The organism is Thermococcus sp. (genome assembly GCF_015523185.1).
Classification (GTDB): Archaea; Methanobacteriota_B; Thermococci; order Thermococcales; family Thermococcaceae; genus Thermococcus.
The window spans coordinates 32,248-53,686 of sequence record NZ_WAKV01000078.1 but is presented as its reverse complement, the minus strand read 5'-3'; the positions used below and the strand labels follow the sequence as shown (position 1 = coordinate 53,686).

Sequence of the window (21,439 nt, the reverse complement as noted above, 5' to 3'; positions counted from 1 at the left end):
TTTCTGCCAGACGGTTCATAGGTCAGGCCAGCAGGGGAAGTGACAGGGGAATGAGTCAAAAGGAGCAGAAGGAAGTCCTAGACGCTTTCTCCAGGGGGGATTTCAATGTTCTCGTCGCAACAAGTGTCGGCGAGGAGGGTCTTGACGTCCCGGAAGTTGATTTGGTCGTCTTCTATGAGCCGGTGCCTTCAGCGATAAGGAGCATTCAGAGGCGTGGTAGAACCGGCAGGCACAGGCCCGGCAGGGTAGTCGTCCTAATGGCCAAGGGGACCCGCGATGAAGCCTACTATTGGAGCTCCCGAAGAAAGGAGAAGGGAATGTTCGACGCAATCAAAAGAATAGCTAGAGAACTCGAAAAGCAAAGTAGTGGGGATAAAATAAGGGAAAAAGTTCCGGAGAGTGCGCCGATGGGAAAGGGCAAAATAACTCCCCTAGATGCGTTTCTGAAGCCAAAAAGGGAGAAAATTGAATCCATTGGGGCAGATACGGGTAAGGAAGAAGGTCGGAAAGTCGGAAAAGAGGAAGTCAAAGCCGGAAAGCATGCTGGAGAACTCCCAATAAAGCCGATTTTTGTGAGAAAGCCAAAGGGTATAGTTGTCTACGTTGATTCCCGCGAGCTGAGGAGTGGCGTGCCAAAGCTGTTGAAAGAACTTGGCGCCGAAGTGGAAGTCAAAACTTTGGACGTTGCCGATTATGTGGTCAGCGAAGATGTTGGAATAGAGAGGAAGAGCGCCAACGACTTCATTCAGTCCATCATAGACGGCAGGCTCTTCGACCAGGTAGAGAGGCTTAAGAGGGCCTATGAAAAGCCTGTAATAATCATCGAGGGTGAGCTCTACGGTATTAGAAACGTCCATCCCAACGCGATAAGGGGGGCCATAACGGCCGTAACGCTTGACTGGGGCGTTCCTGTGCTTTTCTCCTCAGGAAAGGAGGAAACCGCGAGCTATATCTACCTTCTGGCGAAGCGCGAGCAGGAGGAGAGGAAGAAGGAAGTCCGCCTGAGGAGTGAGAAGAAGGCATTAACGTTAGCGGAAAGGCAGAGGCTAATAGTTGAAGGCCTGCCCAACGTTTCTGCAACGCTGGCGAAGAGACTCTTGAAGCACTTTGGCAACGTCGAGAGGGTTTTCACAGCCACTGAAGAGGAGCTCAAGGAGGTCGAGGGTATCGGCGAGAAGAAGGCAAGGGAGATAAGGAAGGTTATTACGGCTCCATACGTCGAGGATGATGAGTAAAAAGGCAATCCAAACGCCCACCCAAGGGAAACCACTCCAAAACTTACTTTTTTATCGGTGCTCAATATGTGCCTCTTGATTAACGAAACACTAATTAAGGAGCGAATAAACAAAGACCCACTTTGAAGACTGCAAATTTCAAAAAGGCAAATTTCAAAAAGCACTTACTTTTCCGCCAGCGCTTGGGAAGGAAGCTCTAGAAAAAGCTTCACCAAAAGCACGGAGCTCCTCCTTAAGGGAATCCATTGAGTTAGGTTTCACACTCCAAATTTTCATTTTTCAAACTGAAAACACTTTGAAAGAGCTCTTTAAAAAAGGGTTTACTCCCTCCCGACGCCCGAAGGGCGTCTATTCTAAAGTTAAACCCACTCAAAAAACGCAATCTAGCAGATTCTCAATATCAAAACACTCATTTAGCAAGAAACCACCCAAGAACTTGGCTCTGAAAAGGAGCTACAAACCTTGGCCAAACTTCGCCCGCGCGAAGTTTGAAGGGGGGCATTTGGGCTGTCGCCCCCCTGGGGGTCCCGACGTCATCGCAACCCCCTACTCGTCGGGCGATTGAGTGTTGAGTAACTGTGATAAAAGGTTTGCTGAGCAGAAGAGTGCAGTCTTTTACTCTGGCTTCTTTTTGATAATTCTAATCGAAAAATTATCATTAGAATAAATTTATACTCGAAAAAAAAAAGAAAGAATTTTTACTCTAAGTAAAAGAAAAACATTATAAGCATTAGTGTAATATAATCTATTGCAGAACAGTGTGGAGGTGAACTCGGTGAAGTGGAGGTCTCTGTTCGCAGTCTTTTTGGGACTGCTAATGATTGGAACAATGACTGGAAGTGTAAGTGCAGAGTACTTGGGATATCATTGGTCCAAAATAAAATACGCAACCACCGTCGACCCTCAAACTACAGTTAGATACACAACTTACAACTCCGCAGACTTGGAACTTCAGTATTATATTCCACCCCAACCAGGAATACGACCCACATATATCTTTGTTGTATCTACCATTGGAAAGTCAACGGCCAGTTATGGACATCCATTCCCAATATGTAAGAATGAGTACATCATCCAAAAGCTTGGAGGTAGTAGATACATGGCAATTCTCACAGATCCCAATAGCCTTTCCTATGCTGGGGCAGATCCTTGGTCCGGCAGACACGATGAGAATATTGCTAGAAAAGTTGCATATGACTCCATGAGCGTTGCTTTAGATCTTCTTAACTCTTATGTTGCAACCGCAAAAGATATCGGGCAGTTAATGTATGACTTGGCTGAGGGCATAAGCTCCAAGAGCCATACACAGAACTATTGGGACGTCAAATGGAACTTTTGTTCATTTCTTGGTGGATGGCAGGGGACAGATCCTACTGAAATTCATACATACTTCAGGTTTAACGTAGAAGTTGACGAGAACAATCCACTGTTTGAAATAAAACTTATAAGCAAAATCGATGACAATCCCGACACCACGATAACATGGTATATAATGGGGGATTATCCAGATTATCCCAGACCAATCTCAATAACATCAATACCTCCAGCAAAGGTTATCCTGAGCTCCAAAGGCGGATACATCAAGGATACAACCATTACATTGAAAAATGGGGTTATAGTAATACCCTATAAATACAGGGGCAACGTTATCATTGAGAAGATACCTTATAAAGGACGAACTATAGAATACTATGTTATCCTTCCTAAGGGGCTCATAGAATTTGGAAAAGAGCTTGGGATTCCGGAGGATATTATAAACCACTTTGTGAAACTGAATAGGCCGTTTTACTTAATTAAAAACCCAGACAACGTTCATGTGAGGGTAGAAGGATGAACAGAAAAGCTGTATCTGCCTTCTTCCTTTTACTCTTTCTGTCTTTGCTGATTTTCATTCATGCTAACGAGAAAGATGGGGAAAAACAGGACTGGAATGTCTACACGCTCTCTGAACTCAGGTTTCAGGACAACATAACAACAAAGGCCCTTGACTACGCCCAGAGCCTTCATCCCAACTGGCAGTGGAGCGTAGCGACCTTCTGCATCTGGCCAAACGAAACCGCTACTGTTTTAGTTTACAGCAACTACACGATAAATTGCAAAGGATACACCTGCTCGAACATTAACGGCACTATTTACGCGGTAAACATCAACCTGACAAATCTGGGCCTGATTTCGCTCAGAAAAGTACACTCAAACACCTATAACGAACTGGCAAACAGATGTGAAGAGGTGTGGGACAGGGTAGAAAAGAAGGGCCTGGATTACTGTCGTTATAATCTTGCCCATAAGTGCCGGGTTTTGACGTACTGCCTCTGGCCGAACAGGACCATAACCTTCCTCTTTCACGCCAACTACACCACTGTTTGCAGGGGATATAACTGTGAAAACGAAAACGGAACGTTTTATGAGGTAACCTTTGACTCCGGCTGGAATGTCGTCTCGTTTCGAGAGGTTTCCGATGAATACTTTGAGCTAAATCGTCGGTGCGACCTTGCGTGGCTTTCCAAATGGGGGAACAGAACTGAGGAATAACACTCAAAGCATTTTTATACTGCCCCACCTACCGTGAACCGGTGCAAAAAATGGCTGGAACAGTGAGCAAGATAATCCACTTCCATGATGGGGAGGAGTTTATAGACGACATAGACTTTGCCCTTGAGCGCTTCTCCTACTTGGCTAGCAAGTACGGTCATAACCCCGTTGAGGGCATCGTCCTCTGGGACAGCATAGCGGTGAGAGACGAGGAGGGAATAAAGCTCTTCCGCGTCGGCGAGTTCCCGTACTTTCGGGGAACGCTGAAACTCGACCTCGAAACGCTCAGGGTAATGGAGCGCTACCTCGACGAGCTCGAGAGCAGATGGGACGAGCTGAGCGTTGAGGAGATTAACTACTTCGTCGAGATGCTCAACGAGGCCTTAGGCGAAGAGAGGGTTTACTACGATGCCTATTCCCTCGGCCTCGACAGAAACACTGCCTACATCATAATCAACCTCGTTGCGCTGAACTACCTTGAGGGGGTTCTGGACGGCAAAGACCGGGAAATCTTCGAGGAGGCCGTTGAGGTCCTGCTGAAATACCTCTAAAACATTCCCGAATTGCCAAATTGCATAATTACATAATTGCAGAATTGAACAATAATGGGAGGTGACTTGTGTGCTCTTCAAAAAGAGAGGCGTATTCGATGAGGGAGATGCGAGGAAGGTTGCGGAATGGATGAGTGCCCATCCTGAGGAGCGGGAGCTAATAGTTATGGCCGAGAGCGTTACCCCCGAGGCAAAGAGACGGCTCTGGGACTACGCGAGGGCCGTTCAGCTCATGGCGGATATGACCGGGGAGGAGAGAAGAGTTAAAGTCGAGATACTCGAGAGTTTCGTGAGCGAAAAGGTGAAGGGGTTGAACGTGGAGGAGCTGAGAACATGAGACTCATAATGGCCGAGGTCTTCAACAGCTGGCAGGGCGAAGGGGGAAGCGTCCCCGGGAGCGCCTTCGGGAGGAGGCAGGTTTTCGTCCGCTTCGCGGGCTGTAACCTCTATTGCCGATGGTGTGACTCAAAGCAGTACATCAACGCCTCCCGAGTTTCCCGCTGGCGCTACGAGGTCGAGCCCTTCACCGGGAAGTTCGAGTACCGGCCAAATCCAGCGAGCGTTGATGAAGTCGTTAACGCCGTTCTGCGGCTCGATACCGGTGATATTCACTCGATAAGCTACACCGGTGGCGAACCGACTCTCCAGGTGAAGCCGCTGAAGGCCCTTATGGAGCGCATGAAAAGTCTTGGCTTTGACAACTTCCTTGAGACCCACGGCGGCCTTCCGGAGCTTATCAGGGAGGTAGCTCCCCTGGTGGACTACGCGAGCGTGGACATAAAGGACGAGACGGCCAAGGCCACGGAAGACTGGAAAGGTCTCGTTCTCAGGGAAGTGGAAAGCATCAAAATCCTAAGGAATGCGGGTGCAAAGGTCTACGCTAAGCTCGTCGTCACGAGGGAGACCAAGCTCGAAAACGTCCGCTGGTACGCGGGGCTTTTGAAAAACTTAGCTCCCCTCGTGATACAGCCCAAGGAACCGATTGACATCTCACAGGAGAGGCTCATGGAGTTCTACCGCGAGGCCGCGCTGACAATGGGAAAAAAGAACGTCGGGCTAAGCTTCCAGGTGCATAAGTACCTCAACGTTCTCTGAACCCAAGGGCCAGGAGGGCCATTAAAGCCACAATCCCGGGCCCGCAGATTGACTCCCCTTTTTCCGGGGCTGTTTGTTCAGTGGGCGATGAAGTTGGAGTGGTTTCGGGCTTAGGCGTGGTTTCTGGTCGGGCTTTGTGGTATTCAACGAGCGGTGGGTAAATCGTGAAGTTGTCGCCGGCTAGAAAGAGGCCGTATGCAGTGCCGTTGGCCGAGAACGCGTAGACCGGCCAGATGGAGCAGAGTGGGATTATCCTGTTACCGACCCTCGCGTATCCGCTGGGAAGTCCGGAGGAGCTTACGGCATACCTCTCCGGATAAACGAAGGTTCCACCATTAGCGGGGACGTAATCAAGGCGTGGGACAGATAGAAAGTATTTCGCATAGGCGGATACGTTTTCCAGGGATTTTCCCCTTGGGGAACCCGCCACAAGTTCGTCCCATCGTTTTAGGGATACCGTGCCATTAGCCATCCACTCGTTCTTTTCAGGGTAGAGGCGTATCATGGTGACGTTCTCGGAACCCCTTTCCTCGACCCCAATGTAGGGTTTCCCGTTGATGAACGCAACGCCGAGGCTGAAGACACCGTCGTCAACCCCACTGAAGTGGAAGGCAGGGTTCCCGTATTCGTCCTCCTCAGGGGGATTGAATTGCTTGAGTATCGGTTTCAGGTCTATCTGGAAGGGTCTCCCGTTGTAGCCGAAGAGGAGGGTGTATCTCATGCTGGCGTGTTCCTGGGGCGCACCGGGGATTAGAATTCCCTCGACGGTTAGGTTCATCAGGAGAAGGGCGAAGGTCCCGTTCGTGAAGCCATTAATCGAAACCTCGACCTTCTCGGGGGCGATGTACACGTAGGAGTAGTTCCGGCCATCCCAAAGTTGAAGGGGTGGTTTCACCGTCCCGGGGAGCCGAAGGTTTGGAAGTCCGCATTCGTAGTAGTAACCCCACTCGCCTTTCTTCTTTACAGGTTCGACCCTCAGGACCGGCCTCAGGCTTCCGTTGGAGTATTCGAGGACTAAAGGCGGGATGATTGGGACGGAACCGTTGAACTCCATCGGTATAATCGGGGAAACGTAACGTCCGCCGCTGTAGAACCTCTCGGGTATGAAGTACCTGCAGTCAACGAGCTGGACCTGAGGGAAGTACAGGTACAACCTGCCTTCATAGGAGAAGGCTCTCATTCTCCTGACCACACCGGTCAAGTTGAAGTCCTTAATGAAGAACCAGTTGTCGGAGTCGGAGTAGATGTGGTCGGCCAGCATACCCGAAATGTTCAGGGACGACAGGTATTCCCTGAGAAGCCCGAAGGGGAGGGAAATCCTTGAACCGTTGACGTCAATCACGACCGTGTCGTTCGTCACGTTAAGGAGGTATGTTTCAAGCTGGACTCCACTGGGCCTGCCTAGTTCCCCCGTGACGTTGTTCCCCGTCACGTTATAGTGGACTGAGAAATCGAGGGCATCGGCGCTGAGGCAGTCTAGCTCGTCCGTTACAGAGGAGATTGGGCACATCCCCTCGTAGGGCTGGTAGAAGGAGTAAACATCAACCCCGAGAACTAGGCCGTCGCCCGAGGAGTAGGGGGTTACCTCAAACAGAACCGGGTTCGGGTAGTCTATTCCAGGGGGACATGCCGTCTTCCCCAAAACCGAGGAGGAAAAGGACATCGTGGAGAACAGGAGGACAAAGGCAATGACTAAACCCCTCATCTTCATCCTGTTACTCACCATAGTTGTTCTGAGGAGAACGTTTTAAAAAGCTTTTGAGAAATCCCTCAGGCGATGATGACATTGGCCTTTGGGGTGACCGATGCCCGGAAAACCCGCCTGAGCCAAAAACTTTTAATCCTTAACTATGTCCTAATCTTCGGTGGTAATCATCGAAGTTTTCAAGTGCGAGCACTGCGGGGCACCCTCGACGTAACTCCGGAGGATATAATCATCGTCTGCCCCTACTGCGGTTACCCGAATGCATATGACAGGGTTTTCACGGAGAAAAACGTCTTCTTTGTGGAGAGCCTGCCCAAAAAGGAAATCCTACGCCGTTTTCAGGAGAGGGTCCGAAAAGACCCGGACTACAGAGGGATAAGGGGCAAGATAAAAGTTGTCAAGGTTGAGGGCTATTACGTCCCGCTGTGGCTGGGGATTGTCGAGGGTGGGGGAAACATGCGATATATCATCTACGAAAAGAAGGGGAACAGTACCAAAGCTGTTGTGAAGTTCAAAAAGTTTGAGATGGAGTCCCTCGTATGCGTCCCTGCCAGAAGAAACGTTTATGACCCGGCCGTTGAAGAGCTGGCCCTTAAGTTCGAGCGCTATGGTTACCTCTCCTTCAAGAGGATAGAGGACACGCTAAAATATATGATGGACGTCAGGCCGATTGGCTCGCTGACGCCGGAGAAGTGGGAGAGCCTTGAGCTAGCGTTCTTAAACGCTGACTTTGGAAAGCAATACGCGAAGATGGCACTTTCCGACAGGGCCTCCGACGTAGCAAAAGAACGGCGCGTCCCTGAAGATGTTGAGCTGAAGTTTTTTAAATTTGAGGGGGATGTAAAAGAGATTGCCCTCGTTTTCTACCCCCTCTGGAAGGTCTACTACGACGTTGAAGGCGGGACGTACTTCGTCGCCTACGATGGTCACTATGGTAAAGAAGTTCTGGCGGTTGAACCCGTTAGGCTGTGGAGGAAAATCCACTACGCCCTTGTCTCATTAATTGGGATAGCAATTGCCGGCTTCTCTCTAGCCATTTACGGGAACTTTACCTACTGGGAAGCTTTGGTTCACGCCGGAAAGGGTGGAAGTGTCTTGTTCATCCTGCCGGCTATCGGGACTTACTTCGGCTTTGAGCTGGCCAGGGGCTACGGAAAGAAAGTTGCAAGGGATGTGAGGGTGGAGAGATGAAAGTGAGATGCCCTCACTGCGGCGCCGAGTTTGAGACTGAAGAAACCGGTGTGGTTACCTGTCCCTACTGTGGTTTTCAGATAAAGCTCGGCGAGGCCAGAACGTTTACATATCCACTGCGCGTTGAGAACCCCTGGAAAGCTCTGATGGCGTTCATAAGGATACAGCGCCTATCCCCCAACGACGTTGAATGGAAGGCTCGCATAGTCAAAAGGGAGCTTCTCTACGTTCCATTTTACCTCTTCTTTGTGAGGGCCCGGGGGGTTGCAAGAAGAGGATTAATCTCGAAGGACGGGGCCGGCTACGTTGAGTTCTTTAACTACATGACGGTTCCGGCTGTCAAGGGGTTTGAAGAGCTCGTTGGCTATCCCCTGCCCGTCAGAGGCAGGAGGTATTTCGACGGCCACGTGAAGGGCAGGCTTTTGAAAGGTGACCTGAGCGAAGAAGATGCCAGAAAACTCCTCAAAAACAGCATTAGGGAGCTTCTGAAACACGAGGCCGAGCGGTACTTTCACTGGAAGAACGTTGAGGTCGGGATGCCTGGTTTTGAGCCCGAACTGGACGGCCTAGTCTACTACCCCATCTGGCACATCGAGTACAAATACGGCCCATTCAGATACCGCGCCTACGTTGATGGAACCGACGGAAGGATTCCCTACGCCGAGTTCCCAATATCGGTTTTCAAAAGGGTCGTAAACTTAACCCTCGGTCTTCTCCTCCTCGCATCCGGGGTCTGGGTCGCAAAGAACCTTCCATTTAAAAGCGCAATAGCGCCCTTGGGCTCAATTCCCGCATCTATTGTGGCATCCTATCCCTCATTAAAGAGGGCTTTTGCAATCAGGGGAAGGGCCAGCGAACACAGGTTCCTCTCCAAGGTCAAAGAGGAGCACGCGCCTGAAGAGGAGGCATTCAAACACATAAGGCGAATTTTCAGATGACCTCCGTCAAATTTTTAAACCCCCCCTTTTAGTTACCTTCGGGAAAATTAAAGGGGGTGGGACCTTGCCCGCTGTAATAGAGGAGGTTGCCAAGGTTTCCTTTGAGAGGGTTGGAATGCACTCCCACATAAAGGGACTCGGACTCGATGAAAACGGAAAGGCCAAGTTTAAGGCAGACGGAATGGTGGGACAGATAAAGGCCAGGGAGGCAGCTGGCATAGCGGTCGAGCTCATAAAGCGTGGGAAGCTTGCGGGCAAGGGAATTCTCCTCGTTGGACCCACGGGTAGCGGAAAGACCGCGATAGCGATGGGCATAGCGAGGGAACTCGGCGAGGACGTTCCATTCGTTCAAATAGCTGGAAGCGAGATTTATTCAGCTGAAGTCAACAAGACCGAGTTCCTGAAACAGGCGATGAGAAGGGCCATAGGCGTTAGAATAAGCGAAGAGAGAAAGGTCTACGAGGGCGAGGTCAAGAAAATCGAAATCAAGAGGACAAGGCATCCCTTCAATCCTTACGTCGAAATCCCCGAGAGCGTGATAATAACACTCCGCACCAAGGACGATGAGAAAACGATAAGGGCCGGCAGGGAGATAGCCTACCAGCTCATGGAACTCGGCGTTGAGGAGGGCGACGTCATACAGATTGACGCGGAAACCGGCAAAGTCTCGAAGGTCGGAACGACGAAGGAAGAAGAGGGTCTCTTCTTCAAGAGGAAGGTCAGCCTCCCGAGCGGTCCTGTGCTCAAGATAAAGGAGTTCACCTACACGGTTACACTCCACGATTTGGATGTCGCCAACGCCCGTGGAAACATCTTCGGCCTGCTCTTCAGCACCGGCGCGGAGATAAGCGATGAGGTAAGGAGGCGCGTGGATGAGACCGTCAAAAGCTGGATTGAGGAGGGCAGGGCCACGCTCGTCCCCGGAGTGCTCTTCATTGACGAGGTTCACATGCTTGACATAGAGGCCTTCTCGTTCCTTGCGAGGGCTATGGAGAGCGAGCTTGCGCCGATTCTTATCCTAGCAACCAACCGCGGAAGGACGAAGATTAGGGGCACCGACATAGAGGCACCCCACGGCATACCGATTGACATGCTCGACAGGTTGCTCATAATAAACACGGAACCCTACAAGAAGGAGGAAATCAGGGAAATCATCAAGATTCGCGCCAAGGAGGAGAAAATAGACGTCAGCGAGGAGGCAATAGAGTATCTGGCCGAACTCGGTGAGAAGACGAGCCTGCGCTACGCCGTTCAGCTTCTAGCCCCGGCAAGCGTGCTGGCGAAGGGAGGCAGAGTCGAGAAGGAGCACGTTGAGAGGGCCAAGGAATACTTCGCTGACCTCAAGAGGAGCATCGAGTTCGTTGAAAAGCTTGAGGGCATGCTTAGCTAATTCCCTTTTCCACAACACTTTTAAGGATTATTTCCTTTAATACCCTCGGTGGGAGTATGCGTAAGGCCCACATTGTGTTCCTTGTAATTCTCTTACTGGCGTTAGGTGCCGGATGCCTATCTTCAAACGCTCAGACGCCAAGCTCCTCCCCGGTCTCGAACAGCCCCACCGCAACTTCCCCCCATTTCGGGCAAACGAAAAAGGAAACATCTTCCCTCCACGTTTCAATAGTGACCTCACCAATAAACGGCACGTTCTCGGGCAATCTAACTGCTCCTGAGGAAATCTTTGGGAAGGTCGAGAAGTTTCTTGAAAAAATGAACGCAACCCTTTACTCCTTTGAGGCCAGAATAATTGGGAACGAGTCCAACTCAAGTATTACCGTTTACGTTCTAAAGCTAGTTCCGCCTTTCATCCCGAAGGACTTTAGGGTAACAATAAACGCCCATCCTGTCAACGGGACGACCTTTGTCCCCTATGCATGGACGATTCCGGTTTCGGTTGAGTTCGGCAATGTTACTACAACCTCATACCTAGAGGTCAGCCCAGGGAACGTTATTAAGGGAACGGGAAACCTGATGGAATCGGAGCTCGACAGTCTCAACGGCTCGACGATTCTAACCATCAACGGACTTCGCTTTGTTGTCCTCGTTTCCAAACCCGGAAGCTACATCTTTGCAGTTTTCTACAACGACACGAAGATTTCCGCTGGTGGTATGGAGGTGGAACGATGAGAAGGCTTTACATAGCGGTGCCCTTTCTGGTTTATTCTCTGGCCTATCTGTTCTGGATGTTCCGCCCAGTTCTTGCTTTCTTTGTCCTTCTCAACTGGCTCACATTCTTGCTTGAGTATCGCTACGGGGGCGAATCGAAGGAAGGCGAAGAACTGGTGGCCTTTGGCATTTCAATGGCCATCGTTCTCCTGCCGTTGGGAGGGTATTTAACCCTGTTTGCGGAGGTTTTCACGGCTTTTATGTTCGCCTTCGAGTTCTTTGCAGTCCTGGTGAAAGCTAAAGGACTTTAATCCCTCATTATTTCCATCAGCTTCCTGCTCAGCTTGAGATGGAAGAAGAACTCATGGTAGACTCCGTTTTCTCCTTCAAAGACAACCTTCAGCTCATCGAGGTTCGCCTTACCACCGAACTCTCCGAAAATCAGAATCCCGTTGAGCTCAATAACCCCAAAAACGGCTGAGAGGTTGAAGAGCAACGTTCTGAGCTGGTATGCAGAAACTTCATGCCGTCCCAATTCCTCCCGAGGATACTTGAAGAGAAAGTACTCAAGACCCTCCATTTCGGCAACGTCGGTTATCGCTATGTCGGCCGTCAGGAAGACGAGTAGAGTCGGGGTCATGTTGTCGTACCTTTTGAGCGACTTCACGATGATTTCGTCGTTGTTGTGGGCAACTTCGCTAACACTCTCAGCTATGATTATCCTTGGCTTGAGCCTCTCAAACTCTTTGAGCGCTATATAGGCCGCTTTTCTGCTCCTCTTCGTCCTCCTGTTGCTGAACTCTTTCAGGAGGTGGGCGTTGAGAACATCCCTCGCAATTTCTTCCAGTTGCCTGTGCCTGTACTTGTAGTTCATCGCGTCCTCGATTTCCTTCTTAACTGCCTCTGCAACGACGATTTGGTAGCCGTCAAGGGGTTTGAATGAGGAGATAAAGCGGTGGTAGAAGAGGTTTGTGTCTGGGGCAAAGACAACACCCTTCTTAAGCCGCTGATAAAGCTCAAGGTTCTGGAGGAACTCGCCAACGTTGTCGTACCTGAGTATTCCCGATGAGATAAAACACTCGTAGAAGTCGCTCCACGTCGGGAGTTCGGAGGATAGCCTCGGCGGAACGCGGGAGTTAAAGGTCTTCCTATCTGCGATAACTTCAACGGTGTAGCCTTTCTCGCTCGGCCGGGCTTTGAGGAGTGGAATGCCGTAGAGGGGATAGCTCACGAGGAGCTCTTCTCTCTCGGCTAAGACGTTTAGGAGAACCTGAAGTTCGGGCTTTGTTATGACCTCAGCGGGTTTCATTCCCATCACCGAGAAAGTTCTTTATCGGTTGCATGTGCGTTGGAATCATCATGTAGGGCCTGTCCGGGAAGTCCATATCGAGGAGTCCCATGTAGACTATGAACTCCACCGGGAAGTCCTTGATTTGGACTATGGCAGCTGCAACTAGTGCTTTCCTGCCCGAGGTTATGTCGAGGCCTATTCTGAATCCCTCGCTCTCAAGCTTTGAAAACAGCTCCTTGAACTTTTTATCCGCCTCAAAAAAGCCGTAGTCCCTGATAACGACGGTTTCGATGACGGGGTCTATGTTATAGGCTCTCGATATCTCCCTGAGGGCGCTAACGACCCTGGGGAGAAGGTTTCTGTACCTCTGCTCCGTGAAGATGTAGATTCTTTTGATTTCCTTTCTACCTTTCCCCTCGCGCAGGATTTTGTAATATGTGTTCACCACGGCCCAGGGCGAGCGACCGAGCAGTGTAACGTAGGCTATCGCCATATCAATCACTCCACCATGATTATCCCGTAGAGGACGCTCTCCGAGAAGTTGATTTGAACGAGCGAGCTTATCTCTATCCCGATGGCATCAACACTCGGGCGAACCTTGGTTGGAATTCTGCAGGCCTTCCCTTTCTCGAAGGGACAGTCGTCGCAGAGGTTACAACTCCCGGGAAAGAGTGCCATTGCGTAGAGCTTTCCTTCTTTGAAGAGCTCCTCCTCGCGTTTTAGGAGGTAGAGGATGGCCTTTCTCTTTTCCTCCTCAAATCGTGCCATGTCCACCTGAAACTTTATCAGAAGGGCCTTCCTGTAGTGACCGACCCAGTCCCTTGCCTCCCTCCACTCCGGGGCGTACGGGGGACAGCTTGGCCTCTTGCCGTACATGGGACAGGCCCGGCACTTCCACACCGGTCGAGGAGAGACCACTATTTTCTCCGCCGGCACTTCTTTCTCCCAGAGCACCTTCATAGTTCGTTGAACGCTTTTGGAGTATTTTAACATTTGGCAAAACCCTTTTACGGAGGAAAGCGCAGGTTCAACTATGAGGGAGATGGTTCCGCTGATAATAGCGCTACTCCTAATCGGGGCCGGCTGTATAGGTGGGGGTGAGAAAATGAGCGCCCCGAAGACCCTTGAGGTCGGTTCCGTCTTCCACAATGGGGGCTACATCCCGGCCAAGTTCACCTGCGACGGGGAGGACATAAACCCGCCGATTTTCATAGGCAACATAAGCGAAAGGACAAAAAGCCTCGTCATTATAGTTGACGACCCTGACGCCCCTATGGGAACGTTCACCCACTGGATAGCATGGAACATTCCACCTCGAGGCGAGATTCCCGAAGCAGTTCCAAAGGTTGGAAGGGTGGAGAAGCCGATTCCGATGGTTCAGGGAAGGAACGACTTCGGGAAAATAGGCTACGGCGGTCCGTGTCCCCCGAGAGGAAAACCCCACCACTACCACTTCAAAGTTTACGCCCTCGATACCACCCTGAACCTCCCGCCAGGAGCAACGAGAAAAGAACTTGAAAAGGCAATGGAAGGACACGTAATCCAGTGGGGAGAGCTCGTTGGCCTCTATGAGAGGAAATGACTTTACTTCTTTTCCGTCAGTTTTATCACAAGGTTTATGGCACTCTGGAGCGCCGCAAGGAAGTTCAGAGCGAAGAATATCCAGTCTCCGATTATGTAGGAGTATATAGTCAATAACGTTGATGCCGTCACGTAGATTATTATGAACTGCATGTTCAGGGGGCATTTTCTCGTTTTTATCGTTTCCAAGGTCTGGGGAACCCATGCGCTTACAAGGAGCAACATTCCGAGGAGTCCGATTATCTCTCCACCGTTCATGGTCTCACCCGGGATAAAAACGGGCTCCCTTAAAAAAGGATTGTGGCGGGGTTTCTGTCAAAATACTCCCTTTAAAAATTTCCGTTTTAACTCATGCAAGCTAAAGTTCGCTGGCTAGCATTGACGTCGCCCACGTCTTGACGTCCTCATCGAGGATATCCTCTATGAGCTTCATGGCCCTCTCAAGTTCCCCTCTCCTCGCGAGCCTCAGAGCGACCTCCGCCTGAACCTTTGAGCGGTTTGGGAGGTCGGTTATATGCTCCGCTATGTAAAGAGCATCCTCGAACTTTTCGAGCTCCATGAACTCAAAGGCGAGTCCCATGAGGTTTTTGATTGAACTTTTTGTCTCAAGGGCCGTCTCAATTGCCCGCTCTAGGGCTTCTCTGTAGTCAACTCCAGAACGGGCCATCTCGACCGCTATTCCGGTCATAGCCTTGGAGCGGACGTTTCCATCTGGTATTCCAGAGGCGAGCTTTAGTGCCTCCTCAAACCTTCCCGCCTTTACAAGCTTCATAACGGCATCGTAAAGGGCCCGCGAGCGGTACCATGCCTGCATGAATACCCCCCTACCATTAGGGACTGGCACGATTTAAGGGTTCCGTTCGATGTCACCAAAAGCGTCTCAACGTTTATAACCCCTCCCCTACTATGGGGAGACGGTGGTTGGATGAAAAAGGCTGGAATGGTTCTCCTACTGCTGGTTCTTGTTGGGTTCTCGGCCGGTTGTATAGGGAGCTCCAGCAACTCCACCGCATCCACTATCTCAACCTCCAAGGAACCCCAGAAGCCATCATACGTTGACGTCAATGGGACAAGGATTTATCTGAACGAGATTCACTTCTACATGTACGGGCTTAAAACCTGCCCCCACTGCAGGCACATGCATGAATGGATTCCCCAGGAATACGGCGAAAGGGCCCTGACATACTACGAGCTCCTCGACAACAAGACCAACATGAACCTTTTCAACCAACTTGCCCAGCTGACTGGTATAACTGGTGTTCCAGCCATAGCAATTACCTACAACGGAACACTTTACGCGGTCATTGAGGGGGAGTTCAACGTTACCGCAACGCCGGAAATCCTCGCTACGGCAATTAAGAACGACGGTGTGCTACTCTTCACGGGGAAGACGTACCTGCTCTCCTACAAGGACCCTAAGGCTAAGCTTGTCATAAGAGCGCTCTACACAATATTCGTCAGGCATGAGCCGGTTAACGTTCAGGAGATACTCAACGAGCTGAAGGGTAACTCGACAGGTAATTCAACTGGCAACTAAACTAGATGACCTTTTGTTTTCAACCTTTTGTTCCGGAAACTGTGAAAAGCCCTTCTGAATATTAGCCTTCATGAAAGGCGAAATCAAAGCTTTGGTGGCAATCCTAGTTTCCTCCTTTGGAATCAGTGCTTTAGCCCTGTACCTCCTCGGCATATCGGGGTTCATTCCAAAGTTCTACGCCTTGGCCATGAGCGACTCAATCAACCCCTGCACATTCGTGATTTACACGATGCTTCTCATCGCGATATCCGTGAGGGAGGTATCACGGAGGAGGCTCTACGTAATAGGGTCAGCCTTCATACTTGCCGTTTACCTCTCGTATTTTCTCCTCGGAGTCGGCCTCCTTTACCTCGGTCAGTACATCCCGCTCTGGCTCGCGGGGGTTTTTGCCGTAGGCTTTGGAATATACACAATGGTCACGGGAATCCTTAAGCGTTCGAGGGTTGGAGATAAGGCCAAAATAAGAAGAAAAATCTTCAGCGCCGATGCGACGTTTATCGGCTCTTTTCTGCTGGGCGTAATCGTATCTACAACCCTCCTACCGTGCTCCGCTGGGAGTTACCTTGTTTATGCCACAATTATTGCCCATGGAAGCAGGGCACTGGCATTCTTCCTGCTGGCGCTCTACAACCTGATATTCGTCCTGCCCCTCGTTGTGATACTCCTAGCGATGGGAAGCGTTAGCGGGAGCAAACGCTTTTCTCAGGCGATGGTGAGGCACAGCATGGAGCTCTCGATTGTAGCAGGTCTGTTGCTCATCGGAATTGGGGTATGGGTCTTACTGGGGAGCTAGACCCAGCCTTTTTCTAACTCTCCTCTCGAACTCCACGAAATTTGGGACTCCGATAAATTCAATTTTGTTGTCTATGAGTATCGTCGGCGTTCCAAGGATGTTGTGTTCCATGGCCTTCCTTTGGCCTTCGGGGGTGGCAACGCTCAGTTCCCTTACCACAACACCTTCATACTTTTTCTCAAGTTCTCTCGCCATCTGTATAGCTATCGGGCAGTAGGGACATCCTGGTGCGGTTATGACTTCTATAATCACTTTTCGCTTCGGCTTTACTTCAATCATACCAGCTCGTTTCATGAGTTCGAGCATTTTCTTTCGCCTTATTATCTCCAACTCGTCCATGATACCACCAAAAAAAAAAGGGAATTTTAGAAAATTAAAAACACTAACGTCAGAAAAGATGTGAGAATTCTCAATCAACGGCGTTCAGGTGAATCACCAGCAGTACTGCAAAGAGAATGGCAAAGGTTATGTGAATCTTTTTCCATGTCTGATAAATCCTTATGTACTTTCTGGCACTGTCACGTTTGCCCTCCTTGGCGAGTGCAAGTATTTTCCGGTTTATTGCCCTTCCGATAAACCCAAGGGCGTTGATTATAACCAGTGTTATTCCCATTCCCAGCCCCGCTATTCCTCCGACTCCAGAGTAGTTTCCGCACGAGAAAAAGTGGACGAAGACGAGTAGTGTTCCTATTATCGTCAGGGCATGGTGAACCGTCATCGGTGATATTGGTCCTATGAAAGTTATGTACGGATGCTCGGGCTGGATTTCAAAACCCCACTTTTCGCCCTTTTTATGGCGTATGATGAGCTTCCTCTTGGTCATTGCATAGTAGACGACCCCTAGACCTATGAGGCTAACTCCTGCGACTGCAAATGCGGTGTAACCGGCTTCGTATTCGTTCTCTTCGTTCTCGTATTCATCGGCGAGGACCAGAGGAACCAGCAGGAGGAGTATCACAAACGCAACGGTCAGCTTGTTTTTCATGTCTATCCCTCCAAAGCAGATGGGGTTATTTCATCCGAACAGCTCAATACAAATCCTGCATTCCGCGGGGTTAACTTCGGGGTCTATCCTAGAGTGAAAGGTGCAAACGTAACCTCTTCCGAGCATTTTAAGGGCTATTTCAATGAGCCTTCGGTGAATCACATACTCGCCCGGATGGGATTCAAGAATTTCGTCTGCCAGTTCCTCCAGTTCTCTGTCGATATCGCTGAACTTCGAGACATCTATCATTGAGCCCCTGTCCATGTTGAGGTACCGCGAAACAGCCGACTGGGTAACGTGCAGAAGCTCCGCTATCTCAACCTGTTTCAGCCCCTTATTCCGAAGGTGCTCAACAAGGCGCCTTCTGAGCGAGGGGTAGACATAGCGCGATGCAACCTCAAAGGCTGTAACCTTCATGGTTCAACCTATCCCGCGGAATACTTAAGGGTTTTGATGTATATGCAAACTGGTAAGAACCATTAGGTTGGAGTTCATAAATTCTGCTCTTGATGTTCTTTCCAATAAAAAATTTAAACCACTTGCTCCAATATTCATATGACAAATGTCATAATCTGGGGTGAGACCATGGCCGTGAAAGTTCCCAACAACGGAAAGGAAGCTGGAATCCTCATGAGGTGCGACCAGTGTTCGATGAGCCTTCCGGGAGGATGTACCTTCAGGGGAATCTGTGGAAAGGACCCCGACCTGAACTCCCTCCAAGAGGCCCTCATTTACGGAATAAAGGGAACGGCCGCCTACTACTACCACGCCTACGAGCTCGGCTACAAGGACGATGAAATCGGCTTCTTCCTGAGCAAGGCCCTCTACTCGACCCTCACCAACGTGAACTTCGACAAGAACCGCTTCCTTGAGCTCATCCTTGAAAACGGAAGGATACACCTCAAGGCGATGGAGCTTCTCGACAGGGCCTACACCGAGACCTACGGAAACCCGGAGCCGGTCAAGGTTCCGACCGGAACCGACGAGGGCCACGGAATACTCATCACCGGCCACACCTACAGGGCCCTCTACGAACTCCTCAAGCAGATACGGGAGATGGGCCTCGAGGATGAAATAAGGGTCTACACCCACTCCGAGATGCTCCCGGCCCATTCATATCCCGAGTTCAGGAAGTTCGAGTCCCTCTACGGCAACTGGGGAGGTTCGTGGGTCTACCAGAGGAAGGAGTTCAGCGAGTTCCCGGGAGCAATCCTCGGAACGAGCAACTGTGTCCAGCAGCCGCCGAAGAGCTACGCCGACAGGATGTTCACGACGGATATAGCTGGCCTCGAAGGTGTTCTCCACCTCGAGAACGACTACGAACCCTTAATCAAGCGCGCCCTGGAGACGCCGAGGATGGAAAGGAAGGAGAATGGCTATATAGTCACCGGCTTCCACCACACCAACGTTCTTCCCCTCATGGACAAGCTCATCGAACTAATCAACGAGGGCAAGATAAGGCACGTCTTCGTCATAGGTGGCTGTGACGTTCCCAACCCGAAGATGAGCTACTACGAGAAGCTCACCGCAATAGTTCCTGAGGATGCGATAATCCTCTCGGCCGCGTGCGGTAAGTTCCGCTACAACAGGCGCGACTACGGTGAAATCGAGGGAATCCCGCGCTTCATGGACTTCGGCCAGTGTAACAACGTCTACTCGATAATCCAGATTGCTGGTGCGCTCGCCAAGGAGCTCGACGTTGGCCTCAACGACTTGCCCGTCAGCATAGTCCTCAGCTGGATGGAGCAGAAGGCCATAGGGATACTCTACAGCCTCCTCTACCTCGGAATCAAGGGAATCTACATCGGGCCTAAGGCTCCCGAGTTCTTCACACCAAATGTCTTCGAAACAATCAGAAAGAAGTTTGACCTCAGGCTCATAAGCGAGCCCGAGGAGGACCTCAAGAGGATGCTCAACTCGACCACCGCGGTCAGCGAGGATTCCCCGCTTCTTGACTGATTCCCCTCTCTTTCTCTTACTGCCTTAGAACACCCTAGCGTAGCCCCACTTCTTAACGCTCGTCAGGATTGATGTCTCGGTGCTCTTTATCCCCTCTATCCTTCCAAGCTTCTCAACGAGGAAGTTCTCAAGCTCCTGCAGGTCCTTTACCGTTACCTGCATGAGTATGTCGTGTGCCCCTGTGGCTATACCTAAAACATCAACCTCCGGCAACTCCTTCAACTTTTCGACGGCCTCCTTTATCTTGCTCGGCTCTACGTCAACCGCTATAAATGCCACAACAGAGTAGCCGGCTTTGAAGGGGTTTATGAGTGCGACAAACTTTCTGATTATGCCCCTCTCAACAAGTTTCTTCACCCTTAACCTGACCGTTGACTCGGGCACCTTCAACCTTCTCGCTATCTCAGAGTAGCTGGCCCTCCCATCCTCCTGGAGTATGTGGAGTATCGCCCTGTCCAGCTCGTCCAGCTTTTCTACCTCAGCCATTTTATATCACCAATTTTAAGTTTTTAGTATCATATTTTTAAATTTTTCTAAAAAATTAGCAAAAATTGACCGAAATTACTATTAATTTCAAAAGCAAAAAGGAAACGGTGGTCCCATGCTACCCGGGAAGGAAGAGGTCATAGATGGCTACTCCCGTTACATCTCGAGGGCTTCCCACGTTACATATACCCCCATTGTTCCCTACAAAGCCCGGAATGCCCTGGTGTGGGACGTTGATGGAAGGGAGTACATAGACTTCCTAAGCGATGCTGCCGTTCAGAACGTCGGCCACAACAACCCCCGCGTGGTCGAGGCCGTTAAGAGGACCACGGATAGGTTGCTCCACTTCACCTTCATCTACGGCTTCCCGGTCGAGCCCTACCTGCTGGCGAAGAAGCTGGCCGAGATAGCACCCATAGAAAGCCCGAAGGTGGCCTTCGGTCTGAGCGGGAGCGACGCCAACGACGGGGCAATAAAGTTCGCGAGGGCCTACACAGGCAGAAGGGCCATCATAGGCTATTTGCGGAGCTACTACGGCTCGACTTACGGAGCTATGAGCGTCACTGGACTAGACTTTGAAGTCCGCTCCAAGGTCGGCCAGCTTAGCGACATCCACTTTATTCCCTATCCAAACTGCTACCGCTGTCCCTTTGGAAAAGAACCCGGAAAGTGCCGTATGGAATGCCTGGAATACCTGAAGGAGAAGTTCGAGGGGGAGGTTCACGCGGAGGGCGTCGCGCTCCTCCTGGCGGAACCGATACAGGGCGATGCAGGAATGGTGGTTCCACCTGAGGGTTACTTCCAAAAACTGAAAAGGCTCCTCGACGAGCATGGAATCCTCCTCGGCGTTGATGAAGTCCAGAGCGGGCTTGGGAGGACTGGCAGGTGGTTCGCCATCGAGCACTTCAGTGTTGAGCCCGACATAATAACCCTCGCGAAGCCACTCGGCGGTGGACTCCCGATAAGTGCTGTAATCGGGAGAGCTGAGATAATGGACTCTCTTCCACCGCTCGGCCATGCATTCACCCTGAGCGGGAATCCCGTGGCGAGCGCCGCGGCTTTGGCCGTTATCGAGGAAATCAAGGAGCGGAACCTTTTGGCTAGAGCGGAAAGACTTGGAAAGAAAGCCAAGAACAGGCTCGAGAGGATGAAGAAAAGGCATGAGCTCATAGGTGACGTCCGCGGTCTCGGCCTCATGCTCGGTGTTGAGCTCGTAAAGGACAGGGAAACGAAGGAGAGGGCCTACGACGAAGCCAAAAAGGTCGTCTGGAGGGCCTACGAGCTGGGCCTTATAGTAGCGTTCCTCCAGGGCAACGTCCTGAGGATTCAACCGCCCCTTACAATAGAAGAGGAGCTCCTCGAAGAAGGTCTTGACAGGCTTGAAGAAGCGATAGAAGACGTTGAAAACGGAGATGTCCCGGAAGACGTTGTAAAAAAGGTGCAGGGATGGTGAAAGA

General features: G+C 50.7%; 26 protein-coding genes. 16 read left to right on the top strand and 10 right to left on the bottom strand.

The genetic code is table 11. The annotated features are described in order from the left end of the window. From F7B33_RS09380 to F7B33_RS09355, 6 genes are all read left to right on the top strand, one after another. The coding region (locus F7B33_RS09380; RefSeq protein WP_297074248.1) for an ERCC4 domain-containing protein at nucleotides 1-1,235 on the top strand (1,235 nt) is incomplete at its 5' end. Nucleotides 1,236-2,010: 775 nt separating this feature from the next. Continuing rightward, nucleotides 2,011-3,069 (top strand): hypothetical protein, encoded by a 1,059-nt coding sequence (locus F7B33_RS09375; RefSeq protein ID WP_297074246.1) that lies wholly within the window; start codon nucleotides 2,011-2,013, stop codon nucleotides 3,067-3,069. Beyond that, a complete protein-coding gene (locus F7B33_RS09370) occupies nucleotides 3,066-3,767 on the top strand; it encodes a hypothetical protein (protein WP_297074245.1) in 702 nt (233 codons plus the stop codon). Before F7B33_RS09375 ends, F7B33_RS09370 begins: the two co-directional genes overlap by 4 nt. Nucleotides 3,768-3,817: 50 nt before the next feature. After that, nucleotides 3,818-4,318, top strand: coding sequence for a hypothetical protein (locus tag F7B33_RS09365; RefSeq protein ID WP_297074244.1), 501 nt, complete (start codon nucleotides 3,818-3,820; stop codon nucleotides 4,316-4,318). Between the two features lie 70 nt (nucleotides 4,319-4,388). Continuing rightward, complete coding sequence (locus F7B33_RS09360; RefSeq protein ID WP_297074242.1) at nucleotides 4,389-4,655, top strand: hypothetical protein; 267 nt, start codon at nucleotides 4,389-4,391, stop codon at nucleotides 4,653-4,655. Then, complete coding sequence (locus tag F7B33_RS09355; RefSeq protein WP_297074241.1) at nucleotides 4,652-5,413, top strand: 7-carboxy-7-deazaguanine synthase QueE; 762 nt, start codon at nucleotides 4,652-4,654, stop codon at nucleotides 5,411-5,413. Before F7B33_RS09360 ends, F7B33_RS09355 begins: the two co-directional genes overlap by 4 nt. Here F7B33_RS09355 and F7B33_RS09350 read toward each other — a convergent pair. After that, complete coding sequence (locus tag F7B33_RS09350; RefSeq protein WP_297074239.1) at nucleotides 5,400-7,139, bottom strand: hypothetical protein; 1,740 nt, start codon at nucleotides 7,137-7,139, stop codon at nucleotides 5,400-5,402. The two genes, F7B33_RS09355 and F7B33_RS09350, sit on opposite strands and share 14 nt — an antisense overlap. Nucleotides 7,140-7,301: 162 nt before the next feature. On the opposite strand from F7B33_RS09350, the gene F7B33_RS09345 reads away from it, so the two are divergent. From F7B33_RS09345 to F7B33_RS09325, 5 genes are all read left to right on the top strand, one after another. Next, complete coding sequence (locus F7B33_RS09345; RefSeq protein WP_297074238.1) at nucleotides 7,302-8,309, top strand: hypothetical protein; 1,008 nt, start codon at nucleotides 7,302-7,304, stop codon at nucleotides 8,307-8,309. After that, nucleotides 8,306-9,247 carry a hypothetical protein gene (locus F7B33_RS09340; protein WP_297074237.1) on the top strand — a complete coding sequence of 314 codons (942 nt, stop codon included), beginning with the start codon at nucleotides 8,306-8,308 and terminating at the stop codon, nucleotides 9,245-9,247. Before F7B33_RS09345 ends, F7B33_RS09340 begins: the two co-directional genes overlap by 4 nt. A gap of 64 nt (nucleotides 9,248-9,311) precedes the next feature. Then, on the top strand, nucleotides 9,312-10,637 hold the full coding sequence (locus tag F7B33_RS09335) for a RuvB-like helicase (protein WP_297064425.1): 1,326 nt from the start codon (nucleotides 9,312-9,314) through the stop codon (nucleotides 10,635-10,637). A 56-nt stretch (nucleotides 10,638-10,693) separates the two neighbouring features. Then, the gene (locus tag F7B33_RS09330) at nucleotides 10,694-11,371 is read left to right on the top strand and encodes a hypothetical protein (protein ID WP_297064423.1); all 678 of its coding nucleotides are present in this window, start codon (nucleotides 10,694-10,696) and stop codon (nucleotides 11,369-11,371) included. After that, nucleotides 11,368-11,661 (top strand): hypothetical protein, encoded by a 294-nt coding sequence (locus F7B33_RS09325; protein ID WP_297064420.1) that lies wholly within the window; start codon nucleotides 11,368-11,370, stop codon nucleotides 11,659-11,661. The genes F7B33_RS09330 and F7B33_RS09325 overlap by 4 nt, the downstream gene beginning before the upstream one ends. Here the strand turns inward: F7B33_RS09325 and F7B33_RS09320 are convergent. From F7B33_RS09320 to F7B33_RS09310, 3 genes are read right to left on the bottom strand one after another with little or no spacing between them, the layout of a single operon-like run. Beyond that, nucleotides 11,658-12,659, bottom strand: coding sequence for a PIN domain-containing protein (locus F7B33_RS09320; RefSeq protein WP_297064437.1), 1,002 nt, complete (start codon nucleotides 12,657-12,659; stop codon nucleotides 11,658-11,660). The two genes, F7B33_RS09325 and F7B33_RS09320, sit on opposite strands and share 4 nt — an antisense overlap. Beyond that, complete coding sequence (locus F7B33_RS09315; RefSeq protein WP_297064434.1) at nucleotides 12,646-13,134, bottom strand: hypothetical protein; 489 nt, start codon at nucleotides 13,132-13,134, stop codon at nucleotides 12,646-12,648. Before F7B33_RS09315 ends, F7B33_RS09320 begins: the two co-directional genes overlap by 14 nt. Before the next feature lie 5 nt (nucleotides 13,135-13,139). Continuing rightward, complete coding sequence (locus F7B33_RS09310) at nucleotides 13,140-13,601, bottom strand: DUF2284 domain-containing protein (protein ID WP_297074236.1); 462 nt, start codon at nucleotides 13,599-13,601, stop codon at nucleotides 13,140-13,142. 73 nt (nucleotides 13,602-13,674) lie between these two features. Here F7B33_RS09310 and F7B33_RS09305 point away from each other — a divergent pair, with 73 nt between their 5' ends. After that, entirely contained in the window at nucleotides 13,675-14,223 is a 549-nt protein-coding gene (locus tag F7B33_RS09305) for a YbhB/YbcL family Raf kinase inhibitor-like protein (RefSeq protein ID WP_297064413.1), read from the top strand. Nucleotides 14,224-14,225: 2 nt separating this feature from the next. On the opposite strand, the gene F7B33_RS09300 is transcribed toward F7B33_RS09305, so the two are convergent. Together F7B33_RS09300 and F7B33_RS09295 are read right to left on the bottom strand one after the other, a co-directional pair. Next, entirely contained in the window at nucleotides 14,226-14,480 is a 255-nt protein-coding gene (locus F7B33_RS09300; protein WP_297064411.1) for a hypothetical protein, read from the bottom strand. 100 nt (nucleotides 14,481-14,580) lie between these two features. Continuing rightward, entirely contained in the window at nucleotides 14,581-15,036 is a 456-nt protein-coding gene (locus tag F7B33_RS09295; RefSeq protein WP_297064409.1) for a hypothetical protein, read from the bottom strand. A gap of 111 nt (nucleotides 15,037-15,147) precedes the next feature. On the opposite strand from F7B33_RS09295, the gene F7B33_RS09290 reads away from it, so the two are divergent. Together F7B33_RS09290 and F7B33_RS09285 are read left to right on the top strand one after the other, a co-directional pair. Continuing rightward, nucleotides 15,148-15,759: a glutaredoxin gene (locus F7B33_RS09290; RefSeq protein WP_297064406.1), complete on the top strand. Its 612-nt coding sequence runs from the start codon at nucleotides 15,148-15,150 to the stop codon at nucleotides 15,757-15,759. A gap of 70 nt (nucleotides 15,760-15,829) precedes the next feature. After that, nucleotides 15,830-16,552: a cytochrome c biogenesis protein CcdA gene (locus F7B33_RS09285; RefSeq protein ID WP_297074235.1), complete on the top strand. Its 723-nt coding sequence runs from the start codon at nucleotides 15,830-15,832 to the stop codon at nucleotides 16,550-16,552. On the opposite strand, the gene F7B33_RS09280 is transcribed toward F7B33_RS09285, so the two are convergent. The 3 genes from F7B33_RS09280 to F7B33_RS09270 form a co-directional block, all read right to left on the bottom strand. Next, a complete protein-coding gene (locus F7B33_RS09280) occupies nucleotides 16,538-16,891 on the bottom strand; it encodes a thioredoxin family protein (RefSeq protein WP_297074234.1) in 354 nt (117 codons plus the stop codon). The genes F7B33_RS09285 and F7B33_RS09280 overlap by 15 nt on opposite strands. A 70-nt stretch (nucleotides 16,892-16,961) precedes the next feature. Continuing rightward, on the bottom strand, nucleotides 16,962-17,537 hold the full coding sequence (locus F7B33_RS09275; protein WP_297064399.1) for a hypothetical protein: 576 nt from the start codon (nucleotides 17,535-17,537) through the stop codon (nucleotides 16,962-16,964). 30 nt (nucleotides 17,538-17,567) lie between these two features. Continuing rightward, nucleotides 17,568-17,954 (bottom strand): helix-turn-helix domain-containing protein, encoded by a 387-nt coding sequence (locus F7B33_RS09270; RefSeq protein WP_297064396.1) that lies wholly within the window; start codon nucleotides 17,952-17,954, stop codon nucleotides 17,568-17,570. Between the two features lie 168 nt (nucleotides 17,955-18,122). On the opposite strand from F7B33_RS09270, the gene hcp reads away from it, so the two are divergent. Further along, entirely contained in the window at nucleotides 18,123-19,496 is a 1,374-nt protein-coding gene (gene hcp / locus F7B33_RS09265) for a hydroxylamine reductase (RefSeq protein WP_297074232.1), read from the top strand. Nucleotides 19,497-19,520: 24 nt separating this feature from the next. Here the strand turns inward: hcp and F7B33_RS09260 are convergent, their stop codons facing one another. After that, nucleotides 19,521-19,982, bottom strand: a complete 462-nt coding sequence (locus F7B33_RS09260) for an Lrp/AsnC family transcriptional regulator (protein WP_297074230.1) — start codon at nucleotides 19,980-19,982, stop codon at nucleotides 19,521-19,523. Between the two features lie 115 nt (nucleotides 19,983-20,097). Here F7B33_RS09260 and F7B33_RS09255 point away from each other — a divergent pair, with 115 nt between their 5' ends. Continuing rightward, a complete protein-coding gene (locus tag F7B33_RS09255; protein WP_297064388.1) occupies nucleotides 20,098-21,435 on the top strand; it encodes a leucine/methionine racemase in 1,338 nt (445 codons plus the stop codon). The last annotated feature ends 4 nt before the right edge of the window (nucleotides 21,436-21,439 follow it).

What these genes read in the sequence shown, in the direction of transcription:
- F7B33_RS09370 (WP_297074245.1), top strand. Translation starts at nt 3,066, where the DNA reads ATGAACAGAAAAGCTGTATCTGCCTTCTTCCTTTTACTCTTTCTGTCT.
- F7B33_RS09365 (WP_297074244.1), top strand. Translation starts at nt 3,818, where the DNA reads ATGGCTGGAACAGTGAGCAAGATAATCCACTTCCATGATGGGGAGGAG.
- F7B33_RS09355 (WP_297074241.1), top strand. Translation starts at nt 4,652, where the DNA reads ATGAGACTCATAATGGCCGAGGTCTTCAACAGCTGGCAGGGCGAAGGG.
- F7B33_RS09350 (WP_297074239.1), bottom strand. Translation starts at nt 7,139, where the DNA reads ATGGTGAGTAACAGGATGAAGATGAGGGGTTTAGTCATTGCCTTTGTC.
- F7B33_RS09340 (WP_297074237.1), top strand. Translation starts at nt 8,306, where the DNA reads ATGAAAGTGAGATGCCCTCACTGCGGCGCCGAGTTTGAGACTGAAGAA.
- F7B33_RS09330 (WP_297064423.1), top strand. Translation starts at nt 10,694, where the DNA reads ATGCGTAAGGCCCACATTGTGTTCCTTGTAATTCTCTTACTGGCGTTA.
- F7B33_RS09325 (WP_297064420.1), top strand. Translation starts at nt 11,368, where the DNA reads ATGAGAAGGCTTTACATAGCGGTGCCCTTTCTGGTTTATTCTCTGGCC.
- F7B33_RS09320 (WP_297064437.1), bottom strand. Translation starts at nt 12,659, where the DNA reads ATGAAACCCGCTGAGGTCATAACAAAGCCCGAACTTCAGGTTCTCCTA.
- F7B33_RS09315 (WP_297064434.1), bottom strand. Translation starts at nt 13,134, where the DNA reads ATGGCGATAGCCTACGTTACACTGCTCGGTCGCTCGCCCTGGGCCGTG.
- F7B33_RS09310 (WP_297074236.1), bottom strand. Translation starts at nt 13,601, where the DNA reads ATGAAGGTGCTCTGGGAGAAAGAAGTGCCGGCGGAGAAAATAGTGGTC.
- F7B33_RS09305 (WP_297064413.1), top strand. Translation starts at nt 13,675, where the DNA reads ATGAGGGAGATGGTTCCGCTGATAATAGCGCTACTCCTAATCGGGGCC.
- F7B33_RS09300 (WP_297064411.1), bottom strand. Translation starts at nt 14,480, where the DNA reads ATGAACGGTGGAGAGATAATCGGACTCCTCGGAATGTTGCTCCTTGTA.
- F7B33_RS09295 (WP_297064409.1), bottom strand. Translation starts at nt 15,036, where the DNA reads ATGCAGGCATGGTACCGCTCGCGGGCCCTTTACGATGCCGTTATGAAG.
- F7B33_RS09290 (WP_297064406.1), top strand. Translation starts at nt 15,148, where the DNA reads ATGAAAAAGGCTGGAATGGTTCTCCTACTGCTGGTTCTTGTTGGGTTC.
- F7B33_RS09285 (WP_297074235.1), top strand. Translation starts at nt 15,830, where the DNA reads ATGAAAGGCGAAATCAAAGCTTTGGTGGCAATCCTAGTTTCCTCCTTT.
- F7B33_RS09280 (WP_297074234.1), bottom strand. Translation starts at nt 16,891, where the DNA reads ATGGACGAGTTGGAGATAATAAGGCGAAAGAAAATGCTCGAACTCATG.
- F7B33_RS09275 (WP_297064399.1), bottom strand. Translation starts at nt 17,537, where the DNA reads ATGAAAAACAAGCTGACCGTTGCGTTTGTGATACTCCTCCTGCTGGTT.
- F7B33_RS09270 (WP_297064396.1), bottom strand. Translation starts at nt 17,954, where the DNA reads ATGAAGGTTACAGCCTTTGAGGTTGCATCGCGCTATGTCTACCCCTCG.
- hcp (WP_297074232.1), top strand. Translation starts at nt 18,123, where the DNA reads ATGGCCGTGAAAGTTCCCAACAACGGAAAGGAAGCTGGAATCCTCATG.
- F7B33_RS09260 (WP_297074230.1), bottom strand. Translation starts at nt 19,982, where the DNA reads ATGGCTGAGGTAGAAAAGCTGGACGAGCTGGACAGGGCGATACTCCAC.
- F7B33_RS09255 (WP_297064388.1), top strand. Translation starts at nt 20,098, where the DNA reads ATGCTACCCGGGAAGGAAGAGGTCATAGATGGCTACTCCCGTTACATC.